Source organism: Streptomyces chengmaiensis, assembly GCF_029846775.1.
GTDB classification, from domain to species: domain Bacteria; phylum Actinomycetota; class Actinomycetes; order Streptomycetales; family Streptomycetaceae; genus Streptomyces; species Streptomyces chengmaiensis.
The window spans coordinates 14,332-35,961 of record NZ_JARWBG010000035.1 but is presented as its reverse complement, the minus strand read 5'-3'; the positions used below and the strand labels follow the sequence as shown (position 1 = coordinate 35,961).

17 protein-coding genes and 1 pseudogene are annotated in these 21,630 nt (G+C 72.5%); 11 read left to right on the top strand and 7 right to left on the bottom strand.

Annotated features, from left to right (window positions below):
- Positions 1-42: 42 nt before the first annotated feature.
- Positions 43-1,839, bottom strand: coding sequence for a 3-hydroxyacyl-CoA dehydrogenase family protein (locus tag QCN29_RS25185; RefSeq protein ID WP_279930993.1), 1,797 nt, complete (start codon positions 1,837-1,839; stop codon positions 43-45).
- 317 nt (positions 1,840-2,156) lie between these two features.
- On the opposite strand from QCN29_RS25185, the gene QCN29_RS25180 reads away from it, so the two are divergent.
- Positions 2,157-2,723: a HEAT repeat domain-containing protein gene (locus tag QCN29_RS25180; RefSeq protein WP_279930992.1), complete on the top strand. Its 567-nt coding sequence runs from the start codon at positions 2,157-2,159 to the stop codon at positions 2,721-2,723.
- A 162-nt stretch (positions 2,724-2,885) separates the two neighbouring features.
- Here QCN29_RS25180 and QCN29_RS25175 read toward each other — a convergent pair whose 3' ends face one another.
- Positions 2,886-3,935 (bottom strand): Rv2578c family radical SAM protein, encoded by a 1,050-nt coding sequence (locus tag QCN29_RS25175; protein WP_279931034.1) that lies wholly within the window; start codon positions 3,933-3,935, stop codon positions 2,886-2,888.
- Positions 3,936-4,071: 136 nt separating this feature from the next.
- Between QCN29_RS25175 and QCN29_RS25170 the strand changes: the two genes are divergently transcribed.
- The 7 genes and pseudogenes from QCN29_RS25170 to QCN29_RS25140 all read left to right on the top strand — a co-directional run bounded on the left by QCN29_RS25170 (position 4,072) and on the right by QCN29_RS25140 (position 13,601).
- The gene (locus QCN29_RS25170; RefSeq protein WP_279930991.1) at positions 4,072-4,515 is read left to right on the top strand and encodes an SRPBCC family protein; all 444 of its coding nucleotides are present in this window, start codon (positions 4,072-4,074) and stop codon (positions 4,513-4,515) included.
- 229 nt (positions 4,516-4,744) lie between these two features.
- Positions 4,745-7,220: pseudogene (locus tag QCN29_RS25165) on the top strand (SpoIIE family protein phosphatase).
- Positions 7,221-7,310: 90 nt separating this feature from the next.
- On the top strand, positions 7,311-8,051 hold the full coding sequence (locus QCN29_RS25160) for a class I SAM-dependent methyltransferase (RefSeq protein ID WP_279930989.1): 741 nt from the start codon (positions 7,311-7,313) through the stop codon (positions 8,049-8,051).
- Positions 8,052-8,327: 276 nt separating this feature from the next.
- Positions 8,328-9,161, top strand: a complete 834-nt coding sequence (locus QCN29_RS25155) for a M55 family metallopeptidase (protein WP_279930987.1) — start codon at positions 8,328-8,330, stop codon at positions 9,159-9,161.
- Positions 9,154-10,524: a M20/M25/M40 family metallo-hydrolase gene (locus QCN29_RS25150; protein ID WP_279930986.1), complete on the top strand. Its 1,371-nt coding sequence runs from the start codon at positions 9,154-9,156 to the stop codon at positions 10,522-10,524. The genes QCN29_RS25155 and QCN29_RS25150 overlap by 8 nt, the downstream gene beginning before the upstream one ends.
- A gap of 12 nt (positions 10,525-10,536) precedes the next feature.
- Positions 10,537-12,672 (top strand): S9 family peptidase, encoded by a 2,136-nt coding sequence (locus tag QCN29_RS25145; RefSeq protein ID WP_279930985.1) that lies wholly within the window; start codon positions 10,537-10,539, stop codon positions 12,670-12,672.
- Positions 12,669-13,601 (top strand): S66 peptidase family protein, encoded by a 933-nt coding sequence (locus QCN29_RS25140; RefSeq protein WP_279930984.1) that lies wholly within the window; start codon positions 12,669-12,671, stop codon positions 13,599-13,601. Before QCN29_RS25145 ends, QCN29_RS25140 begins: the two co-directional genes overlap by 4 nt.
- A gap of 78 nt (positions 13,602-13,679) precedes the next feature.
- Here the strand turns inward: QCN29_RS25140 and QCN29_RS25135 are convergent, their stop codons facing one another.
- A complete protein-coding gene (locus tag QCN29_RS25135) occupies positions 13,680-14,744 on the bottom strand; it encodes an adenosine deaminase (protein ID WP_279930982.1) in 1,065 nt (354 codons plus the stop codon).
- Positions 14,745-14,891: 147 nt separating this feature from the next.
- Positions 14,892-15,638: a GntR family transcriptional regulator gene (locus tag QCN29_RS25130; protein WP_279930981.1), complete on the bottom strand. Its 747-nt coding sequence runs from the start codon at positions 15,636-15,638 to the stop codon at positions 14,892-14,894.
- 261 nt (positions 15,639-15,899) lie between these two features.
- On the opposite strand from QCN29_RS25130, the gene QCN29_RS25125 reads away from it, so the two are divergent.
- From QCN29_RS25125 to QCN29_RS25115, 3 genes are all read left to right on the top strand, one after another.
- On the top strand, positions 15,900-17,369 hold the full coding sequence (locus QCN29_RS25125; protein WP_279930979.1) for an MFS transporter: 1,470 nt from the start codon (positions 15,900-15,902) through the stop codon (positions 17,367-17,369).
- Positions 17,370-17,473: 104 nt separating this feature from the next.
- The gene (locus tag QCN29_RS25120; RefSeq protein WP_279930978.1) at positions 17,474-17,731 is read left to right on the top strand and encodes a LapA family protein; all 258 of its coding nucleotides are present in this window, start codon (positions 17,474-17,476) and stop codon (positions 17,729-17,731) included.
- 35 nt (positions 17,732-17,766) lie between these two features.
- Positions 17,767-18,348: a GNAT family N-acetyltransferase gene (locus QCN29_RS25115; RefSeq protein ID WP_279930977.1), complete on the top strand. Its 582-nt coding sequence runs from the start codon at positions 17,767-17,769 to the stop codon at positions 18,346-18,348.
- Between the two features lie 2 nt (positions 18,349-18,350).
- Here QCN29_RS25115 and QCN29_RS25110 read toward each other — a convergent pair whose 3' ends face one another.
- The 3 genes from QCN29_RS25110 to QCN29_RS25100 all read right to left on the bottom strand — a co-directional run bounded on the left by QCN29_RS25110 (position 18,351) and on the right by QCN29_RS25100 (position 21,491).
- On the bottom strand, positions 18,351-18,704 hold the full coding sequence (locus tag QCN29_RS25110; protein ID WP_279930976.1) for a VOC family protein: 354 nt from the start codon (positions 18,702-18,704) through the stop codon (positions 18,351-18,353).
- 369 nt (positions 18,705-19,073) lie between these two features.
- Entirely contained in the window at positions 19,074-19,883 is an 810-nt protein-coding gene (locus tag QCN29_RS25105) for a class I SAM-dependent methyltransferase (RefSeq protein WP_279930974.1), read from the bottom strand.
- Positions 19,884-19,979: 96 nt separating this feature from the next.
- Complete coding sequence (locus tag QCN29_RS25100) at positions 19,980-21,491, bottom strand: bifunctional phosphatase PAP2/diacylglycerol kinase family protein (RefSeq protein WP_398859906.1); 1,512 nt, start codon at positions 21,489-21,491, stop codon at positions 19,980-19,982.
- Between the last annotated feature and the right edge of the window lie 139 nt (positions 21,492-21,630).

The window sequence follows — 21,630 nt, the reverse complement described above, 5'->3', positions numbered from 1 at the left end:
TCGGCCGCCGGATCGAGCAGCCCGCCCCAGCCCCCGTACGGCTCAGCGCCGGGCATATTCGCGGAAGCCGCGCCCCGTCTTGCGGCCCAGGCAGCCCGCGGCCACCAGGTGCTCCAGCAGCGGCGCGGGCGCCAGGCCCGGGTCGCGGAACTCCTGGTGCAGCACCTTCTCGATGGCCAGCGAGACATCCAGACCGACCACGTCAAGCAGCTCGAAGGGACCCATCGGATAGCCGCCGCCGAGCTTCATCGCCGCGTCGATGTCGTCCAGCGAGGCGTAGTGGTCCTCGACCATCTTGATCGCGTTGTTGAGGTACGGGAAGAGCAGCGCGTTCACGATGAACCCGGCCCGGTCGCCGCAGTCCACCGGGTGCTTCTTGATCTTCGCGGTCACCTCCCGCACCGTGGCGTGGACCTCGGGCGAGGTCAGCACGGTGCGGACCACCTCGACCAGCTTCATCGCCGGCGCCGGGTTGAAGAAGTGCATCCCGATGACGTCCTGCGGGCGCGAGGTGGCTCGGGCGCAGGCCACGACCGGAAGCGAGGAGGTGGTGGTGGCGAGCACCGCGCCGTCCTTGCACACCTTGTCCAGCGTGGCGAACAGCTGCTGCTTGATCTCCAGGTCCTCGGCGACCGCCTCGACCGCCAGATCGACGTCCGCGAAGGAGTCCAGCGAGCCGGCCGGGGTGATGCGCGCCAGCGCGCCGTCGCGCGCCTCCGCCGTCATCCTGCCCTTGTCGACGGAGCGGGCGAGCGACTTGGCGATACGGGACTTGGCCGTCTCCGCCTTCTCCTGGCTGCGGGCCGCGAGCACCACGTCGTAGCCGGCCTTGGCGAACACCTCGGCGATGCCGCTCGCCATCGTCCCCGAGCCGGCCACGCCGACCGAACGCACCTCGCGGGCCGGCACGGCCTGAGCGGCGGACTGCTTGGGGGCCAGCTCGTCCGCCACGAGAACATCGGTGCCGGGCGCGGCATACGTGTAGAAGCCGCGGCCCGCCTTGCGGCCGGTCAGCCCCGCCTCGCTCAGCTGTCTGAGGACCGGCGCGGGCGCGTGCAGCCGGTCGCCGGAGGCCGCGTACATCGCCTCCAGCACGGTGCGCGCCGTGTCGATGCCGATCAGGTCGAGCAGCGCCAGCGGACCCATGGGCAGACCGCAGCCGAGCTTCATCGCGGCGTCGATGTCCTCGCGGGAGGCGTACCTGGCCTCGTACATCGCGGCGGCCTGGTTCAGATAGCCGAACAGCAGCCCGTCGGCGACAAAACCGGGCCGGTCGCCCACCGCGACGGGCTCCTTGCCCAGCTCGCGAGCGAGGGCGGTGACCGCCTCCACGGCATGCGGGGCGGTCAGCACCGAGGAGACCACCTCGACCAGCTTCATCGCCGGCGCCGGGTTGAAGAAGTGCAGTCCGAGAACCCGCTCGGGGTGCTCGGAGTCCGCGGCCAGTCGGGTGACGGAGAGGGCGTTGGTGCCGGTGGCGATGATCGTGTCGGGGCGGACGACCGCGTCCAGCGCACGGAAGACCTGCTGCTTGGCCTCGTACGACTCCGGGACCACCTCGATCACCAGATCCGCGTCCGCGGCGGCCTGGAGATCGGAGAAGGTACGGAAGCGGGCGAGGGTGTTGCGGCGCTCCTCCTCCGTGATGCGTCCGCGCTCCACGGCGCGCGCGGTGGCCGCCTCGAGGGCGTCGACCGCCTTGCGGGCGGCTATCTCGCTGACGTCGATGCCGATGACCTCGCGGCCGGCGCGGGCGAGCACCTCGGCGATGCCGGTGCCCATGGTGCCGAGGCCGACGACGGCGACGGTGCGCAGAGGGGTGTCCGTAGGCGTGTCCATCACAGGACTCCAGGGATGAGTGACGACTGATGAACGGCGTATGAGGGGAAACGCCGTGAGGCGCGCGCGGCGCACGGGAATCGCTGACCGCGCAGCGCAGGGCAGTGCGTGGTGAAGGGCCGGCGGACTCTGTCCCGGAGTCGCGCCGTACTGCATGCCGAAACCGACCTGACTCTCGGCGGCTGCGTCACCAGGCCACCGGGAGCCGAACGGGGGTAACCCGCTCACTTGAGATTAACTCGCGGGTAACGAGCGCGCCAGAGCTGGGCGAGTGTGATCTGGGTCGCGACCGGCCGGACGCCGATAGGCTGACGGCCATGGACGCGGAGTTACGGTCACTGGCGGAGCGGCTGCGGAAGGAGTCGGGGGGCTCTGAGGAGTACGAGCGGCTGCTGGTCACGGAGGACGGGGAGGAGCTCGCGGATGTGCTCACGGCACAGGAACGCCCCTTGTGGGCGAGGGAGATGGCAGCCTTCAGGCTCGGCTGCGCCGGTGACAGCCGGTCCTTCGAGGCGCTGGTGCTGCTGCTCAACCACCGCGACCCGGCCCGCAACGTCTCCGCGGCCCAGGCGCTGGCCCGCCTGAACGACCCCCGCACCCCGAAGGCGGCGGCCGCGCTGGCCACGAACGAGCTGCGCGTCGCCTATGCGCTGCTGCCGGTGCGCCTGCTCACCAGGCTGCGGGCCCCGGAGTCCGCCCCCGCCCTGATGACCGTTCTGCGCCGCCGGCTGGCGCCCGGAGACCCGTACTGGAAGGTCGGGCTGGCGTGCGTGGAGGGGCTTGGCGCGCTGGGCGACAAGCGGGCGGCGCCGCTGCTGGACACGGCGCGGACGCATCCGCGGTTGTGCGCGGCGGCGGAGGCGGCGCTGGCGCGGCTGAGTTGAACGGGGGCTCCGCCCCCGGCCCCCCGCCTCAATCGCCGGCGGGGCTGGGGTGTGGCACCCGCTTGAGGACTCGGCCTTCAGGCCGTACCGGGGGTCTGGGGGCTTGCCCCAGTTCCGGGAAGGGCGGGGCAGGGGCAAGCGCACGCCCGCAGGCGGACCGGCTCACAGAAGCGTGAGCTGTGTGCCGCGCTCCGACTCCGGTGCCGGTGTCGGCACCGGAGTCGGCTGCGGGCGGGCGCCGCGGCGCCCGCCGCGATCCGCCGCGGGCCCCACGCCGAACTCCGCGGCCAGCTCGTGAACCTGCCGCGTGATCCGCCGCTGGTACCACCGGGGCGCGTACGCCCCGTCCCCGTACAGCCGCTCGTACCGCCCCACGAGATGCGGGTGCGTGCGCGCCAGCCATGCCATGAACCATTCCCGCGCACCCGGCCGCAGATGCAGCACCAGAGGCGTCACCGACGACGCGCCCGCCGAGGCGATCGCCCGCACGGTCGCGCGGAGCTGGTCCGGGCGGTCTCCGAGGAACGGGATCACCGGGGCCATCAGCACTCCGCACCCGATGCCGCTGTCGGCGAACGCGCGCACGACATCGAGGCGGCGCTCGGGCGAGGGCGTGCCCGGCTCCACGGTGCGCCACAGCTCGCAGTCGGTGAAGCCGACGGAGACCGAGATCCCCACGTCCGTCACCTCCGCCGCCTGCCGCAGCAGTGGGAGGTCCCGCAGGATCAGCGTGCCCTTGGTGAGGATGGAGAAGGGGTTCGCGCGGTCGCGCAGCGCCTCGATGATCCCCGGCATCAGCCGGTAGCGCCCCTCTGCCCGCTGGTAGCAGTCCACATTGGTGCCCATGGCGACATGCGCTCCCTGCCAGCCGTGCGCGGCGAGCTGCCGCCGCAGCAGCTCCGGCGCGTTGATCTTCACCACGATCTGGGTGTCGAACCCGAGTCCTGTGTCCAGGTCCAGATATCCATGAGTCTTGCGGGCGAAGCAGTACACACATGCGTGTGTACATCCGCGGTACGGGTTGACGGTCCACTCGAACGGCATCTGTGACGCCCCCGGCACCCGGTTCAGAATCGAACGCGCCCGGATCTCGTGGAACGTGATCCCCCGGAACTCGGGGGCGTCGAAGGTCCTCGTGGTCACCGCCGAGGCGCTGAACAGCGCGGGGTCCGCGGCTGCCGTGGGGTTCTCGGCCAGATGGTTCCAGCGCATGGACGCCTCCTCGGTCGCTCTGGCCACAGAATAGAACATGTGTTCCCTTGATCGTTGCGCCTCTGATTTGGGCGGCCGCAGCCGAGGTGGTTGGCTAGCGCTGCCCGAGCAACAACCGAATGCTGGAGGAACAGGAATGGCGCAGGTCGAGGCCACCACAGAACGGATCATCTCGGCGGACGCGGAGACGGTGTTCGATGCGCTGGCCGACTACGAGAACACCCGCGCAAAGCTCCTGCCCGAGCACTTCAGCGAGTACGAGGTCAAGGAGGGCGGCGACGGCGAGGGCACCGTCGTCCACTGGAAGCTCCAGGCCACCAGCAAGCGGGTCCGCGACTGCCTGCTCGAGGTGACCGAGCCGACCGACGGGCAGCTCGTCGAGAAAGACCGCAACTCCTCGATGGTCACCACCTGGACCGTCACCCCCGCAGGCGAGGGCAGGTCGAAGGCCGTCGTCACCACGGTCTGGAACGGCGCCGGCGGCATCGGCGGCTTCTTCGAGCGCACCTTCGCGCCCAAGGGCCTCGCCCGGATCTACGACATGGTGCTCGCCAAGCTCGCCGCCGAGGTGGAGAAGTAGCCACCGGGCTCACCGGTTCGAGTGGTTTGGCCGCGGTCCGTGGTGCGCGTCCGCGCCACGGGCCGCAAAGCTCTCCGGGAGGCGCCCGAGGACTGACTTCTCTTCAGCTCCTTCATCGATTCGCGCGGGCGCACGACCTATTCCCGCGTTGCCCCGCACACGGCGGACCAAGACCCGTACGGTGGTGGCGAGGCCGCGGCCAGGGCCGCGGGGAAGGAGCCTGACACCCATGGACAGTGGTGTTCCGCCGGAGCCGCCGTCGCGCGCCGCAGCCGGGCGGATTCCGCTTGCCGTGGTCGTCGTGGACGGGAACGGACTGGTGTCCCACTGGTCCACCGGGGCGCGGCGGCTGTTCGGACCGGACAGGCGGGAGGCGGTCGGAGCGCCGGTCGTCGATCTGCTCCCGGTCTCCGGTGCGCTCTCCGCGGACGACGCCCCGGGCGCATACGGCCATGAACCGTCCCCGTACGACACGGAATCACCCGGCCCCGGGCTCGACGCCTCCCTGCACGGGCTGACCGCCTACCCGGCCGCCGGCCGGGCCCGGATCTCCCAGCAGACGCCCGCGCGGGACGGGCGACGCGACCGCGTCGACGTGCTCTGGTGGGCCTATCCGCTCGTCGGCCCCGGCGCCGAGCGCCTTCTCGTGCTCGCCGCCGACGCCGCCCGGCTCACGACCGACGACGCGAGCGTCGAGCGCATCGCACCCGGCTTCGCCCTGCACACCGAGTTCCCCGGCTTCGACGAACTCGCGCTGCGACTGCCCGAGATCCTGCCCAGCATGAGCGTGCAGGAGTCCTCCCGCATCGTCTCCCAGGTGCTGGAGCTGGGCTATCCGGTACTGGAGTTCAGCCACCACGACCGGGTGCCCGTCACCCCCGACTGGGGCGTGCCCAGGCGCGTCGAGCGCACCGCGCGCCGCCGCGCGCCGCCGCGCGGCCCAGCGGGCGGCCGCGGCCGGAGAGCATGTGGACGCCGCCGACCTGGCGCAGGACCTCGAATACGCCGCGGTACGCGAAAGGCTCGAGTTCCTCAACGAGGTCAGCGGACGCATCGGCTCCTCGCTCGACCTCGCCCGAACGATCCAGGAGGTCAGCGCGGCCGTCGTGCCGCGCTTCACCGATGTCGCCGGAACCTATCTGCGCGAGCAGGTCATCGCCGGCGAGGGCTTCCCGGACGGGCCGCCCGACGCCACCACCATGTGGCACCGCGTCGCCGTCGAGCATGTGGACGAGCCGGGCCGCTGGGACGATGTGGTGCCGGTCGGCGAGTCCATGCCGTTCCCCGCGCACACGCCCTTCTTCCAGTGCATGACCACCGGCGAACCGGTGCTGGTGCCGCGGATCAGTGAGGAGATGGGTACCGCCATCGCCTCACAGTTCGAAAAGCGCGACATCCGGCCGCTGATCAACGGCCGCTCCATGCTCGTCGTGCCGCTCAAGGCACGGAACGTGGTGCTCGGCTTCATGATCCTCCTCCGCCACCCGGAGCGCAGCCTCTTCAACGACATGGACCGGGTCACCGGCGCCGAACTGGCCGCACGTGCCGGGCTCGTCCTCGACAACGCGCGGATGTACACGTACCAGGAGGCCGTCGCCGAGACCCTCCAGGACTCGATGCTGCCGCATGTCACCCCGCGCATGCCGGGCTGCGACACAGCCACCCGCTATCTTCCGGGCACCATGCTCGGCCGGGTCGGCGGCGACTGGTTCGACACCGTCAAACTGCCCGGCTCCCGGACCGCCCTGGTGGTCGGCGACGTCATGGGCCACGGCCTCAACTCGGCAGCCATGATGGGGCAGCTGCGCACCGCCGTGCAGACCATGGCCGCCCTGGACCTGCCGCCCGAGCAACTGCTGCGCAATCTCGACGACCTCGCCCAGCGGCTCGGCGAGCACTATCTGGCGACCTGCCTCTACGCCGTCTACGACCCCATCCGCCACGAGCTGCGCATGGCCAACGCCGGTCATGTCCCTCCGGTACTGGTGCGCGCCGCCGACGGACGCAGCGAACTGCTGCATCTGCCCACGGGCGCGCCCATCGGCGTCGGAGGGGTGCCGTTCCGATGCGTCCGCATCCCGGTGTCGCCCGGGGACCGGCTCATCATGTGCACCGACGGGCTGGTGGAGGTGCGGGGCGAGGACATCGGCGTCGGTCTGGCGACGCTCTGCGAGTCGGCCGCGCACCCGGCCGCCTCCATGGACACCGCCTGCGACACGATCATCCGTGCCCTCAACACCCGCGGCGGACGCAAGGACGACGTGGCCCTCCTCATGGCCCGGCTCAACGGGATAGACACCGGCTCGGTCGCCTCCTGGGAGCTGACGCTCGATCCGCGCGAGGCGCGCCGGGCGCGTCTGCTCGTCCGGGACCAGCTGGCCGCATGGGGGCTGCACGCCGTGGCCGACACCGCCGAACTGCTGGTCGGTGAGGTGACGGCCAATGCCGTACGCCATGCGAAGGGCACCCGCGCCACACTGCGTGTGGTGCGGGCGGACGCCCTGGTGTGCGAACTCGCCGACGAGGACCCGGCGCTGCCCGCCCTGCTCGACGCGGGCCCGGACGACGAGCTGGGGCGCGGGCTGCATGTGGTGAGCGCCCTGGCCCGGGAGTGGGGCACCAGCCACACACCGGAGGGCAAGACGGTCTGGTTCGAGTTGCCCTGCCCCGGGCGGGATGCTCCCCGTCGGTCGAACTCCTCGTGAAGGAACGGCCCTCAGCGGTCAGAGTGCTTGTCGTCTGCCCCCGGGACGGGTAGACCGATCTTGACAAGGTGCCGACCCTGGGGAGCGGTCATGAGCGTGACGAGTCAGTACAAGGACGCGTGGGAGGGGTTCTGGAGCGAGGCCCCCGACGTTCCCGGGGAGGTCCTCTGGGACGCCGAGCCCGCCGTCACCGCGGGAGCGCACCTGACGCTGTTCGAACCTCATGTGGCCGATCCCGCCCTGACCCTGGTCGACCTGGGCTGCGGCAACGGCACCCAGACCCGCTTTCTGGCCGGCCGCTTCCACCAGGTGCTGGGCGTGGACCTCTCGGCGGCCGCGGTAGAGCACGCCAGACGACAGGACCCTTCGGGGGAGCAGCGCTTCAGAGAGCTCGATGCCGTCGACGGCGACGCGGTCGCACAGCTGCACGCCGAACTGGGCGATGCCAATGTCTATATGCGCGGGGTGCTGCATCAGTGCGTGGAGAAGGACCGGCAGGCGCTCGCCGACACCATTGCGACGCTCGTGGGGGAGCGGGGCAGGGCGTTCGTCGTGGAGCTCGGCGAAGCCGCGGGGGCGCGGCTCATGGCCCTGGCGCAGGGTGAGGCGGGGCCGCCGGCCAAGCTGCTGCCGGTGCTGCGGCACGGCATCGTGCCGGGTGCCGTCACGGATGCGGAGGCATCTCGGCTCTTCGCCGCCGCGGGACTCGATGTGATCGCCGAGGGGGAGCTGCCGCTGGCCACCACCGAGTACGCGTCCGACGGCTCGCGGCTGGAACTGCCCTCCAGGTGGCTGGTCGTGGGGCGCGGCAGCGGCCGGGACGACGGCTGATCCGACGTGCCGAAGCGCCCGCTGGGACGCCGCTTGGCGCGCCGGGTGAGGACCCGGACGCCTGCGCGCCCAGCACGGCCTTGGCCTGGCCTGAGGCCGTCAGGGACGCCTTGACCGGCGAGCTCTTGGTCCGTGACTCGGCCACCGGCGTCCAGCCCGTGGCGGGCGCGTAGCCGCCGCCGAGCCGGAAGTCGCATCTCCCGGGTGTGCACATCGCTGCAAGGCGTGACGCGGCCTCTTGGCCCGCCGCTTCCGCGGCGCGTAACGTGACAGGGCATGAAGATCCTCATCAGCGCCGACATGGAAGGCGCCACCGGCGTCACCTGGCCGGCCGATGTGCTGCCCGGCACCCCTCAGTGGGAGCGCTGCCGGCCCATGTTCACCTCCGATGTGAATGCGGCGGTGCTGGGCTTCTTCGACGGCGGCGCCGACCACGTGCTGATCAACGAAGCGCACTGGTCCATGCGCAATCTGCTGCTGGAGCGGCTGGACGAGCGGGCGCAGATGCTCACCGGGAAGCACAAGTCCCTGTCCATGGTGGAGGGCGTGCAACACGGCGACGTGGACGGCATCGCCTTCGTCGGCTACCACACCGGCGCGGGCATGGACGGCGTGCTCGCCCACACCTACCTCCCCAATGCCGTCACCGGGGTGTGGCTCAACGGCGTGCGGGCCGGTGAGGGCCTGCTGAACGCGCATGTGGCCGCGGAGTACGGAGTTCCGGTGGTGCTGATCACCGGGGACGATCTGACCTGCGCCGATGCGGAGGGCTATGCGCCCGCCGCCCGCAAGGTCGCGGTCAAGGACTGCGTGTCCCGCTATGCCGCCGTGTGCCGCACCCCGGCGCGTACGGCAGGAGAGATCCGCGCCGCGGCGAAGGAGGCCACTGCGCTCGCGGTGCGCCATGAGCCTGTGCGGGGCGGCCCGTTCACCGTGGCTCTGGAGTTCGACGCCGAGCACCTGGGGGCTGCGGCCACCGTGGTGCCCGGGGTCGTATGCGAGGGCGAGCGGCGCGTCGCCTATGCCGGCGAGACGATGTATGAGGCCATTCGCACATTCAAAGCGGTCACAACGATCGTCTCCGCGGCCATGGAGGAGCAGTATGGCTGATGTGACAGCCCCCCACGTCCACCCCGACCGTGCCGATGCGGCCCCGTCCGTCGACGCGCAGGCGTACGACGAGGCGGTGACCTTCACCTCCGACCTCATCCGCATCGACACGACGAACCGCGGGGGAGGCGACTGCCGGGAGCGCCCCGCCGCCGAGTACGTCGCAGAGCGGCTCGCCGGTGCGGGACTCGAGCCCGTCCTGCTGGAACGCACGCCCGGCCGCACCAACGTCGTGGCCAGGATCGCCGGCAGCGACCCCTCCGCCGACGCCCTCCTCGTCCACGGCCATCTCGACGTGGTGCCCGCAGAGGCGGCCGAATGGACCGTGCCCCCCTTCTCCGGGGAGATCCGCAACGGGGTGGTGTGGGGCCGGGGCGCGGTCGACATGAAGAACATGGACGCCATGGTGCTCGCGCTCGTACGGGCCTGGGCGCGGGCCGGAGTCGCGCCCAGGCGGGACATCGTGATCGCCTACACCGCCGATGAGGAGGACAGCGGCTCCGACGGCGCGGCCTTCCTCGCCGACGCCCACGCGGACCTCTTCGAAGGGTGCACGGAAGGCATCGGCGAAGCCGGAGCCTTCACCTTCCACGCGGGCGGGGGCATGCGGCTCTACCCGGTGGCCGCCGGCGAGCGCGGCACCGCCTGGCTCAAGCTCACCGCTCACGGCACCGCGGGCCACGGCTCCAAGCCCAACCCCGCCAACGCGGTGACGAAGCTGGCCCGGGCCGTCGCCCGGATCGGCGAACACGAGTGGCCCGTGCGCCTCACGGCGACGGTGCGGGCCGCACTGACCGAGCTGGCCGCACTCCAGGGCATCGACACGGACGTCGAAGCGCGCGACTTCGACGCGGACGGCCTTCTGCAGAAGCTCGGCCCGGCCGGGGCGCTCGTCCGGCCCACCGTGCGGCACAGCGCCAACCCCACCATGCTGGACGCCGGATACAAGATCAATGTGATCCCGGGGCGCGCCGTCGCCTATGTGGACGGGCGGATGCTGCCGGGCCACGAGGAGGAGTTCACGGCCACCATGGACCGGTTGACCGGCTCCGACGTCGAGTGGGAGTTCCACCACCGTGAGATCCCGCTGGAGGCCCCGGTGGACTCCGCCACCTTCGCCCGGCTCAGGGCCTCTCTGAAGCGGTTCGACCCGGACGCGCACATCGTGCCGTTCTGCATGTCGGGCGGCACGGACGCCAAGCACTTCGCTCGGCTGGGCATCGAGGGATACGGCTTCTCACCCTTGAAGCTGCCCGTCGGCTTCGACTATCCGGCGATGTTCCACGGCGTCGACGAGCGCGTCCCCGCCGAGGCGCTGCATTTCGGAGTCGACGTTCTGGACCACTATCTGAAGTCCGCATAGGGGGAGTTGGGCATGGTACCCACGGGGGCCTACGGGACGTGGCCGTCGCCGATCGACGCGGCGCTCGCCGCCTCGCACGACGGCCGGCCGGAGTTCCTCGGCATGGTCGGCGACGAGGTGTGGTGGACCGCGCCGCGCCCGGCGGAAGGCGGCCGGCGGACCCTGGTCCGCCGGCGCGCCGACGGAGACGAGGAGTCGGTGCTGCCCGCTCCGTGGAACGTCCGCAGCAGAGTCATCGAGTACGGAGGACAGCCCTGGGCCGGGATCCTGCCGCCCGGCGGCCGCGGTCCCCTCGTGGTCTTCGTCCACCTCCCGGACCAGCGGCTGTACGCCTATGAGCCCGACGCTCCCGGAGCCGCGCCGCGTCCCCTCACCCCCGTGTCGGACGTCGGGGGCGGGCTGCGCTGGGCCGACCCGCGGATCCGGCCGGAGCACGGCGAGGTCTGGTGCGTGCTGGAGGAGTTCACCGGCCCGGGGCCCACCGACGTACGCCGGGTGATCGCCGCCGTGCCGCTGGACGGGTCCGCCGCCGCGGACCGCGCCGCCCTGCGGGAGCTCACCGACGACCGGCGGCGCTTCGTCACCGGGCCACGGCTCTCGCCGGACGGCAGGCGCGTCGCCTGGCTCGCCTGGGACCATCCGCAGATGCCGTGGGACGGCACCTCGGTCCTGGTCGCCGACATCACCGGCGTCGACGTCACCGGCGTCGACGTCAGCGACATGGTCGGCGCCGCTGCCGGCGACGGCGGCTCGAGTGGCGCAGGCGGGACGGAGTTCACCCGGGTCCGCTGTGTGGCCGGCGGCGCCGACGAATCCGTGGCCCAGGTCGGCTGGGCCCCCGACGGCTCGCTGCTGCTCGTCTCCGACCGGGGCGGCTGGTGGGAGCCGCAGCGCATCGCGGCGCACGCGCTGACCGCGTCATCGCCCGGGTCCGCCGCGCCGGTGGCCGCCGCTGCCGCGGACACCCCTCAGGAGCCTCTGCGGCGCACGGAGCTGTGCCCCGGCCGGGAGGAGGAGTTCGGCGGACCGCTGTGGAAGATCGGCCTCAGCTGGTTCGCCCCGCTGGCCGACGGGCTGATCGCCGTCATCCACGGCAAGGGCGCCACCTCCCTCGGCATACTGGACCCCGAGACCGGCGAACTGGTCGACGCCGCAGGCCCCTGGACCGCATGGGCGCCCACCCTCGCCGTGCACGGCGACCGCGTCATCGGCGTCGCGGCCAGCCCGCGCAGCGCCGCCGAGATCGTGGAACTGGACACCCGCACCGGGCGCACCCGGGTCGTGGGCTCTGCCCATGACGACCCGGTGGACCCCGCGTACTACCCCGAGCCGCAGCTCCGCACCTTCACGGGCCCCGGCGGCCGCGAGATCCACGCCCATGTCTATCCGCCGCACAGCCCGGACCGGGTCGCCCCCGACGACGAGCTTCCGCCGTTCGTCGTGCGCGCCCACGGCGGCCCCACCGGTCATGCCCCGCCGGTACTCGACCTGGAGATCGCCTACTTCACCTCGCGTGGCATCGGCGTCGCAGAAGTCAACTACGGCGGCTCCACCGGATACGGCCGGGAGTACCGCGACCGGCTGCGCGAGCAGTGGGGCGTGGTCGACGTCGAGGACTGCGCGGCGGTCGCCCGCACCCTTGCCGCGGAGGGCACCGCCGACCCGGCTCGGCTTGCCATCCGCGGCGGCAGCGCCGGCGGCTGGACGGCGGCCGCGTCCCTGACCGCCACGGACGTCTATGCCTGCGGGGCAGTCAGCTACCCCATCCTCGATCTGGAAAGCTGGGCCGACGGCGAGACACATGACTTTGAATCGCAGTATCTGCGGTCACTCGTCGGCCCGCTTGAAGAGGTTCCCGGCCGCTACCGGGAGCGCTCGCCGCTCCACCACGTCGACCGGATCAGCGTGCCGTTCCTGCTGCTCCAGGGACTGGACGATGTGATCTGCCCGCCCGTGCAGTGCGAGCGGTTCCTTGAGCGGACCGCCGGACGCGGCATCCCGCACGCGTACATCGCCTTCGAGGGGGAGGGACACGGCTTCCGCAGGGCCGACACCCTGATCCGGGCGCTGGAAGCCGAACTCTCCCTGTACCTCCAGACCTTCGGCATCGAACGGTCCGACACCCCGGTGCTGGAGCTGAAGAAGTGACCACGCCGCCCCTGGCCCGCCCACGGCGGCTGCGGCCGGGGGACAGGGTCGCCGTCGTGGCCCCCGCGGGGCCCGTCCCCGAGGAACAGCTCGAGGCCGGACTCGGCATCCTGCGCGACTGGGGGCTCGACCCGGTGACGCCGCCCCATGTCCGCAGGCGCCACCCGGACCTGCCCTATCTGGCCGACGCCGACGCGGTGCGGGCGCGCGAGCTGACCGAGGCATGGTGCGAGAAGTCCGTGACCGCCGTGCTCTGCGCCCGCGGCGGCTACGGCGCCGCCCGTACGGCCGAGCTGGTCGACTGGACGGCGGTGCGGGCCGCGGGCCCCAAGGTCTTCGTCGGATACAGCGACATCACCACGCTGCACGAGGCGTTCGCCCAGCGCATGGGCCTGGCCACGCTGCACGGCCCCATGGTGGGGTCGCCCGGCTTCATCGGCGACCCGCCCTCCAGGGAGCAGTTGCGGGCCACGCTCTTCGAGCCCGAGTCGGTGCGCGTACTGGGCCTGGACACGGCCCGCACCCTGGTGCCGGGCCGGGCGGCGGGCATCACCTTCGGCGGCTGCCTCACCCTCCTCGCGGCCGACGTCGGCACTCCGCACGCCCGGCGCGCCGCCCACGGCGGCCTGCTGCTGATCGAGGACGTCGGGGAGGAGGACTACCGGATCGACCGGGCGCTCACCCAGCTGCTGCGCGCGGGAACGCTGGACGGCGTCATGGGCGTCGCCCTCGGATCATGGGCGCAGTGCGGACCGTACGACAGGGTGCGGGCGGTCCTCCGCGACCGGCTGGGCGGGCTCGGCGTGCCGGTCGTGGAGGAGCTGGGGTTTGGCCATGGCTCCCCGGCGCTCACCGTGCCCCTCGGCGTCCGCGCCGTACTGGACGCCGACGCCGGCACGCTGACGCTGGACGAGCCCGCCCTGCTCTGATCCGGGGCCCGCTCCGGCCTCGGGCCTGTCCGGCCCCGGGACTGAGGGCCCCGGGACTGAGGGGGCCCGGGGGGCTCGCTAGCGCAGCGCCGCGTACCCCGGGCGGATCACCTCGTCGATCAGCCTGCGGCGCTCCGGCAGCGGCAGGAACGCCGACTCGACCGCGGCCACGGTGAACTCCTCGAACACCTCCGGGCCATAACCGAAGGCCTCCGCCATGTGCTGGAACTCCCGGCTCATGGTGGTGCCGGAGACCAGTCGGTTGTCGGTGTTCAGCGTGATCCGGAAGCCGAGGCGGCGCAGCAGGTCGATGGGGTGGGTGGCGTAGTCCTTCGCGGCGCCGGTCTGCAGATTGGAGGTCGGGCAGACCTCCAGTGCGATGCGGTTGTCGCGGATGTAGGCCGCGAGATGGCCCAGCGCCGCCGAACCGTCGTCGTGCACGGTGATGTCGTCCGTGATGCGCACGCCGTGGCCGATGCGCTCCGCGCCGCAGATCTGCACCGCCTCGTGGATCGACTCCGCGCCGACCGCCTCGCCCGCGTGGATCGTGAAGTGGCAGTTGTGCCGCCTGAGGTGCTGGAAGGCGGGCAGATGACGCGCGGGCGGGTTGCCGATCTCGCCGCCTGCGATGTCAAAGCCCGCCACCCCGCGCTCACGGTGCGCGACGGTCAGCTCGGCTATCTCCAGGGAGCGGTCCGTGTGCCGCATGCCCGTGAGCAGCGCCCGCACGGTGATCCGCCCGCCGGTGCGGCGCTCGCCCTCCCGGAAGCCGGCGTTGACCGCGTCCACTACCTCGTCGAGGGTCAGGCCGCGTTCCTGGTGCTGCTCGGGGGCGTACCGCACCTCGGCGTACACCACGCCGTCGGCGGCCAGATCCTCGGCGCACTCCGCGGCGACCCGCTCGAGCGACTCACGGGTCTGCATCACCGCGCAGGTGTGGGCGAAGGTCTCCAGATAGCGCTCCAGCGATCCGGAGTCCGCGGCGTCCCGGAACCAGACGCCGAGCGCCTCGGGGTCCTCGGTCGGCAGCCCGCGGTATCCGCACTCACGGGCCAGTTCGATGATGGTGGCGGGGCGCAGACCGCCGTCGAGGTGGTCGTGGAGGACGGCCTTGGGTGCGCGCAGGATGTCAGACAAGTGCATACCCGCTGAGTGTACGGCACGCCGCCGACCCCTCCCCGGGGGCTCCGCCCCCGGAGCCCCGGCCCTCAAGCGCCGGGCGGGCAAGCCCAGCCCGGCGCAGGAAGTCGGAGGAGATCGAGGCGCGGGGGCCTGGAGCCCCGCCCCCGGTTACGTCGTGTGCAGCACCGGCAGCGCCGGCGCGCCCGTGGGCAGCATGTGCTTGGCCGCGAGGACCGGTGTCTCGGCCACCCGGATCACCTGGGTGACCAGGACCGCGGGTGTGTCCGCCGAGCGGTCCAGCTGTTCGCCGCGGCGCTGACCGAGCACGGTCGCCGTCACCGCGCTGTGACCGGTGAGCTGGACGCCCCGGGACGCCGCCGCGAGCACCGAGAGCATGGACGCCGCCGGGGCGGGCTCGGCACGCAGGGCCCGCGCGAACGCCGGATGGGCGCGTTCCAGCACTTCCTCCTCCGCCGCCCACTCCTGGCTGAGCGCCGCCGCCGTGCCCTCCCCGGTCAGCAGGGACTCCCAGAACCGCAGCTCGGCGCGGGCCGCGGCCAGCAGATGCTGGGCGGTGAAGTCGGTGGGCTCCTCCACCGCGCGCAACAGCGGGCGCACCCGCAGGGCGGCCCCCGCCGACAGCAGCTCCTCGAGCGGCTGGATGCGCTCGTAGCCCCGCCGGGGCGCACGGTCGTTGACCGTTCTGCCCACGCCTCGGCGCACGGTCAGCAGGCCGTCCTCCTGGAGCAGCAGCAGCGCCTCGCGCAGGGCCGGTCGGCTTACTCCCAGCGCCCCGGCGAGCCGGGGCTCGGACGGCAGGGTGGACCCCGGCGGATAGGTGCCGTCGTGGATGGCGTCCGCGATCCGCTCGTACAGCGCGACGACCGGTCTGCGCTGGGCTCCGCTGACTGCCACTGCCCCTCCTCGGCCCACTTGTCAGCTGGCTCTCGTCATCACGCTATGCCGATTCCGATGGCCGGGCAATCGCCCATGTGTCGACGACCACCGGTCCGAGCTGCGATTTCAGCCGAAAACGAGGCTGCTGCGCAATTCACGGCGGGAAGGTCTTGACGTTCTACGCACGTAGATTCCACTCTGTGTGAGGCTACTTGTCTGACAAGTATCCGGAACGGCAAGACCGCAAGACCGCAAGACATCCGAGGCAAAGGGGCCGACATGTCGACCAGGCTCGGCCGGACACCGTCCGGGGCCGCATCCGATCTCACAGGCCGGGGCAGCATGCTGCTGGCCATGGTGCTGGCCGTTCTCGGCTATCAGATCAATGCCACGATGCTCAGCCCCGCGCTGCCCGACGTCATCGAGCGCCTCGGCACCTCGACCGCGGCCGCCGGCCTCTCCCAGACGCTGTTCTTCCTGATGGCGGCCATCGGCCAGGTCACCCTCGCCCGCCTCAGCGACCAGCGCGGCCGCAAGCCGATGATGATCCTCTGCGCCTTCGTCCTGATCATCGGCAATCTGCTCTGCGTCTTCGCGCCGAACATCGAGATCTTCATCGCGGGCCGCATCCTCCAGGGTGTCTCCGCCGCGATGTTCACGCTCACCTTCCTCACCCTGAACCAGCTGCTCAGCCCGGCGGGCTTCGGCAAGGCGGCCGGCATCATCACCGCGGTCAACGGCGGTCTCGCCGGAATCGACGCCATCGCCGGCGGCCAGATCGCCGACACCATCGGCTTCCGCGGCATCTTCGTCTGCTCGACGCTGATCGCAGTCGCCGGGCTGTTCGGCGTCCGCAGGTACGTCCCCGACGTCCCGCCGACCGCCGCCGACGGCCGTTTCGACTCGCGCGGCATCACCGCGCTCGCCCTCGGCCTCACCGGAGTGCTCGTCGGTCTGGCGCAGGGTGCGAGCTGGGGCTGGACCTCGCCGCTCACCGCCGCCTTCCTGCTCGGCGGGCTCGCCGCGCTCGTCGTCTTCGTCGTCTCGCAGAAGAGCGCGCCCAACCCCGTCATCGACATCGAGGTGCTGTCCTCGCGCCGCGCCTGGCCGCTGCTGATCACCACCGTGTGCACGCTCGGCGGCGCGTTCGGCGCGATCGCCCTGACCATCCCGCTGTTCTCCCAGGACACGCGCGTGGGGCTCGGCCTCTCCGCCGTCGCCGCCGCCGTGCTGTTCCTGACCCCCATCCAGCTGATCGGCGTCATCTCCGCACCGCTGACCGGGCGGCTCGGACCCCGGATCGGCTGGCGCACCGTGGTGGTCGCCGGAGCCGTCGCCAACTTCGCGATCTTCCTCTTCGCCACGCTCTTCCTGCACCACGAGTGGATCCTCATCGCCTCGCTGGCGGCGCTCGGCGTCACCTACGGCGGTTTTATGCTGACCGGCCTCAACGGCCTGGCCGTCACCACCGCCCCCAAGGACAAGCCGGGGTCCCTCTCCGGCCTCAACGGAGCCTGCTTCGGCATCGGGGCGTCGCTGGGCATCGCCCTCGCCTCCGCGATGATCACGGCGGGCAGCGACGCGCAGGGGCCGACCGAGGCGGGCTACCAGCACGCGATGTACGCGGCGCTGGCGCTGCTGGCGCTCGGCGTGGTGTCCTCCCTGCTGATCCAGCGGCCCGAGGACGGCGGCACGCCGCGGTCCGCCGGCGACGAGGACGAGCCGCAGCTCGTGCTCGCGCACCACTGACCCGACCCTCAGCCGGGCCTGCCGGGACCGTGGCCGCCGGACCCCGTCACCCGTACGGCCCGCTCCAGACGCTCATGGGGCCAGGATCCGTCCATCCTGGTCCCATGAGCCCCAGGGAAGCATCGAGCAGCGGCGGCAGCAGGCGACGCGGCGGCGGCATCCGTGACTGGCTCACCCCGGCCAGGGCCACTGTCCTCGTGATCGCGCTCCTCGCGATCATCTTCATCTTCGAGAACACCCGCCAGGTCAAGATCAGGCTGCTGATCCCCGAAGTGACCATGCCGCTCTATCTGGCGCTGCTCGCGATGTTCGCCGTCGGCGTGCTGTGCGGCGGCTACCTCTTCCGCAGACGCGTGCGGTGAGCGGCCGTCAGGACCGCCCGGGCTACGCTGCCGCGATGCACGAACCGTCAGCACCCCGCTCCGCAGCCCCGTCCGAGTTCCTCGCCGTCGGTCCCCGGGTGGGACTGCGCCTCATCTCATACGGCGACGGCGAGGAGTTCACCGCCCGAGCCCGCGAGAGCGCAGAGCACTGCCGGCCCTGGCTGTTTCCGCCCGAGACCGCCGAGAAGTACGCGGCCTACGCGGGCCGGCTCATCGAGGACCCGGCGCATGCCGGATTGCTGGTCTGCATGCGCGACACCGGGGCGATCGCCGGCTTCGTCAACGTCAACAGCATCATCGGCGGTGCGTTCCGCTGCGGCTTCCTCGGCTACGGCGCGTTCGCGCACGCCGCCGGCCGCGGGCTGATGTCCGAGGGGCTGCGCCTGGTGTTGCGCCATGCCTTCGGGCCGATGGGCCTGCACCGGCTGGAGGCCAACATCCAGCCCGGCAACGCGCCGTCGGTCGCGCTCGTACGGAGGGCGGGCTTCCGCCTCGAGGGCTTCTCACCGGACTATCTGTTCATCGACGGGGCGTGGCGCGACCACGAACGCTGGGCGATCACCCAGGAGATGACCGCCGGTGCGCCCGTACGGTGACGTCATGCGGCCGGGCCGCGGTCCACGTACTCGAAGACGGAGCCGTCCGGGTGCACGGCGATCAGATTGCGCCCCGCCGGGGTCGGCAGCGGGCCCGCGACGACCCGCGCACCCACCGCCTCCAGCGTGACGCAGGCCTGCTCCACATCGCGGACCGCGATCGTCGCCGACACCTTGCGCAGCACTTCCAGTTCCGACTCCGGGCCGCTCATCAGCAGAAAGCAGCCGACGGCGGCCGCCGAGACCCCTCCGCGCTCGAATCGCTGCGCCGAGGCGCCGGTGAGCTGTTCGTAGAAGGAGGCGGCCGCCTCCAGGTCGTCGACGCAGATGCGGAGCGTGGTACCGAGGATCTCCATACCTGCGAGCGTAGGGCCTCTCCGGGGGATGTTTCCCCTCCCCGCCCCTCCCCGAACTGGGGCTCCGCCGCAGCCCCCTGCGGGGGCTCCGCCCCCGGACCCCGTGTCCTCAATCGGGCGGCCGGGCTTCTGCGGAGCCCGGCCGGGGCCCCCGCGGGGTACCCCTGGGGGCACCTTCGGGGGGGACCCCGGACGGAGTCCGGGGGAGGCAGCCGGGGGAGATTGAGGACACGGCCGAAGGCCGCACCGAGGCAGTGCCACGCTCCTCCTGACACGGGATCGTCCAGCCGCGTCGGCCGAGGCGCGCCGGATCACCGGCCGGGTGCACCCTCGCCCCGCCGCCGGACCGGCTCGACCGCAGCGGCCGGTTCACACACGGCAGAGGATCTCACCGTGCGGGACCATGAACCAGGCGTCCTCCGCCCGGCCCCAGGCTCGCCAGGCCTCGGCGAAGGAGGCCAGGTCCTCGGCGGAGGCGTGACCGCCCTCGACCGCGAGCCGGGCGTAGTCGGATTCGGTCGTCCGCTCCGCCCACAGGCCGCTCCACCAGGCTCGTGACTCCTCGTCGGCGAAGCACCAGGCGTCGGCCGACGCCGTGACGTCCGCGAACCCCGCCTGCCGGGCCCAGGACAGCAGCCGACGGCCGGCGTCGGGCTCTCCGCCGCTCGCGCGGGCCACCTGCCGGTACACCCGCTGCCATGCGTCGAGACCGGGGACTTCGGGGAACCAGGTGAACGCCTGGTAGTCGCTGTCGCGCGCGGCGACGATCCCGCCGGGCCGGCACACACGCCGCATCTCGCGCAGCGCCCCGACCGGGTCGCCCACGTGCTGGAGCACCTGGTGGGCGTGGACCACGTCGAACGAGTCATCGGGGAAGTCCAGGGCGTGGACGTCGGCGACCGCGAAGCGGACCGTGTCCAGACCGCGCGCCTCCGCGGTCGCGCGTGCCCGGCTCAGTACGTCCTCGGCGGCGTCGACGCCGGTCACCCGGCCCGGCGCGACCAGTTCCGCGAGGTCGGCCGTGATGGTTCCGGGACCGCATCCGACGTCCAGCACCTCCATGCCCGGCCTGAGTTCGCCGACCAGGTACGCGGCGGAGTTGGCGGCGGTCCGCCACTGGTGCGAGCGCAGCACGGACGCGTGGTGCCCGTGTGTGTAGACGGCGGTCTCCTTCGGCACGGCCGGACTCCTCTCCTGCACCCCGGCCCTGGCGGCCTGGGGGCCGATATGAGGCCACCGTACGCCCATTGGCCAGAATGCGAGATGCGTGTCTCGTTATGTGGATACTCCGGCGGTGGGGAGCGGCCGGTAGACGGTCAGTGCCCGCACGACCTTGTCCACCGTCAGCTCCTGCGGGGCCTTTGCCAGTTCACCGTCGTAGGCCAACGGCGTCCCCGGTCCGATCCCGGAGATCCGCAGGGTGCTCAGCCGCCGGGCCGCGTGCACCGGCGAGCGGCCGAGCGGTCCGGCGAGCGCCGCGGCCAGCAGCCGCAGCCCCGGCAGCCAGCCGCCGTGCACCACCCGCACATCCAGCAGGCCGTCCGCCAGGTCGCTCCTGCGGCCCGGTGAAGGGCCCGACTGCCCGTATGCGCAGTTGCCCGCGAACAGCAGCCACATGGCACGGTCCCGGCCCTGCACCCGCGCCCGGAGCGGGTGTTCGCCCCTCAGCACCGCGGCCGCCGCCAGCACCCCGGCCGGCCAGCCGCCGATCCGGTGCGACCACCGCTCACGGAGTCGGACCAGCTCCGGGTAGACGCCGAGGCTGAGGGTGTTGACGAACCAGCCGGGCTCCGCGGCGCCGCCCGGCCCCGGAGTGAACCGGCCCAGATCCACCCGGACCGCCGTGCCGCGCTCCACGGCCCGGCACACGTCGAGCGGCGACTCGACGCCCAGGTCCTGCGCGAAGTGGTTGAGCGTGCCGCCGGGGAAGACGGCCAGCGGCACGCCGTACGCCACGGCCGCGGCCGCAGCCACGCCGACCGTGCCGTCACCGCCCAGGATCCCCAGGGCCCGGCACCGGGCCGCGGCACCTTCCAACTCGCGCCGCAGGGCGCGGGGCGCGCACCGGACATACTCGGCGTGCGGCAGCGCCTCGCGCACCGCCGCCGCGGAACCGGCCGAACCGGCCCCCTCGTTCACCACGACCACCAGGCCCGCACCGCCGGGCAGTGCCGGCGCGTCCGCCGCCGGCGGGGCGGCGGCGGACGGATGCGGCCCGGGTCCGGTCACGCCCCGGACCGCCCAGGCCGCGCCCACCCCCAGTGCCGCGCCTGCCAGCACATCGCCCGGATAGTGCGCGCCCGTGTAGACCCGCGACGCCGCCACCGCGACCGCCACCGGAGCCACCGCAGCGCCCCAGCCCCGGGACTCCAGAGCCACCCCGGTCGCGAAGGCGGCGGCCGAAGCCGAGTGGCCCGAGGGGAACGAGGTGGTGAAGGGCTGCCGCTTCAGCCGCCGTATCACGGGGATCGCGTCCAGCACGGGCCGCGCCCGGCCCACCGACCGCTTGCCCACCGTGTTGATGGCGGCGGAGGCCAGGGCCAGGGACACCACGCCCCGCGCGGCGGCCCTGCGGGTGCGTGGCCTGCGATCCAGCAGTGCCATGGCGGCGGCCGTGCCGAACCACAGCAGCCCGTGGTTCGCGCTGCGGCTCAGGAGGGGAAGCGCCCGCTCGGCGCCCGGCCATTCGCGGTCGGCCACCGCGTGCAGGAGCCGCCGGTCCCAGCCGCCGAGCACCGCGGGGATCCGGGTGACTGGTGCCCACGGCCGCGAGGGCCTGAGCGGCACGAGCTGCTTGAGTGGCCCGAGCCGTTTGCGCCGCCCGCGGCACCCGAGCTGCCTGAGTGGCGTGAGTGGCCCGAGCCGCCTGTGGCCGCCGGGGTGCCTGAGCGGCCCGAGCTGCCTGAGCCGCCTGAGCTGCCTGAGC

Coding starts and splice junctions, on each gene's coding strand:
- QCN29_RS25185 (WP_279930993.1), bottom strand. CDS start 1,839: ATGGACACGCCTACGGACACCCCTCTGCGCACCGTCGCCGTCGTCGGC.
- QCN29_RS25180 (WP_279930992.1), top strand. CDS start 2,157: ATGGACGCGGAGTTACGGTCACTGGCGGAGCGGCTGCGGAAGGAGTCG.
- QCN29_RS25175 (WP_279931034.1), bottom strand. CDS start 3,935: ATGCGCTGGAACCATCTGGCCGAGAACCCCACGGCAGCCGCGGACCCC.
- QCN29_RS25170 (WP_279930991.1), top strand. CDS start 4,072: ATGGCGCAGGTCGAGGCCACCACAGAACGGATCATCTCGGCGGACGCG.
- QCN29_RS25160 (WP_279930989.1), top strand. CDS start 7,311: ATGAGCGTGACGAGTCAGTACAAGGACGCGTGGGAGGGGTTCTGGAGC.
- QCN29_RS25155 (WP_279930987.1), top strand. CDS start 8,328: ATGAAGATCCTCATCAGCGCCGACATGGAAGGCGCCACCGGCGTCACC.
- QCN29_RS25150 (WP_279930986.1), top strand. CDS start 9,154: ATGGCTGATGTGACAGCCCCCCACGTCCACCCCGACCGTGCCGATGCG.
- QCN29_RS25145 (WP_279930985.1), top strand. CDS start 10,537: ATGGTACCCACGGGGGCCTACGGGACGTGGCCGTCGCCGATCGACGCG.
- QCN29_RS25135 (WP_279930982.1), bottom strand. CDS start 14,744: ATGCACTTGTCTGACATCCTGCGCGCACCCAAGGCCGTCCTCCACGAC.
- QCN29_RS25125 (WP_279930979.1), top strand. CDS start 15,900: ATGTCGACCAGGCTCGGCCGGACACCGTCCGGGGCCGCATCCGATCTC.
- QCN29_RS25120 (WP_279930978.1), top strand. CDS start 17,474: ATGAGCCCCAGGGAAGCATCGAGCAGCGGCGGCAGCAGGCGACGCGGC.
- QCN29_RS25115 (WP_279930977.1), top strand. CDS start 17,767: ATGCACGAACCGTCAGCACCCCGCTCCGCAGCCCCGTCCGAGTTCCTC.
- QCN29_RS25110 (WP_279930976.1), bottom strand. CDS start 18,704: ATGGAGATCCTCGGTACCACGCTCCGCATCTGCGTCGACGACCTGGAG.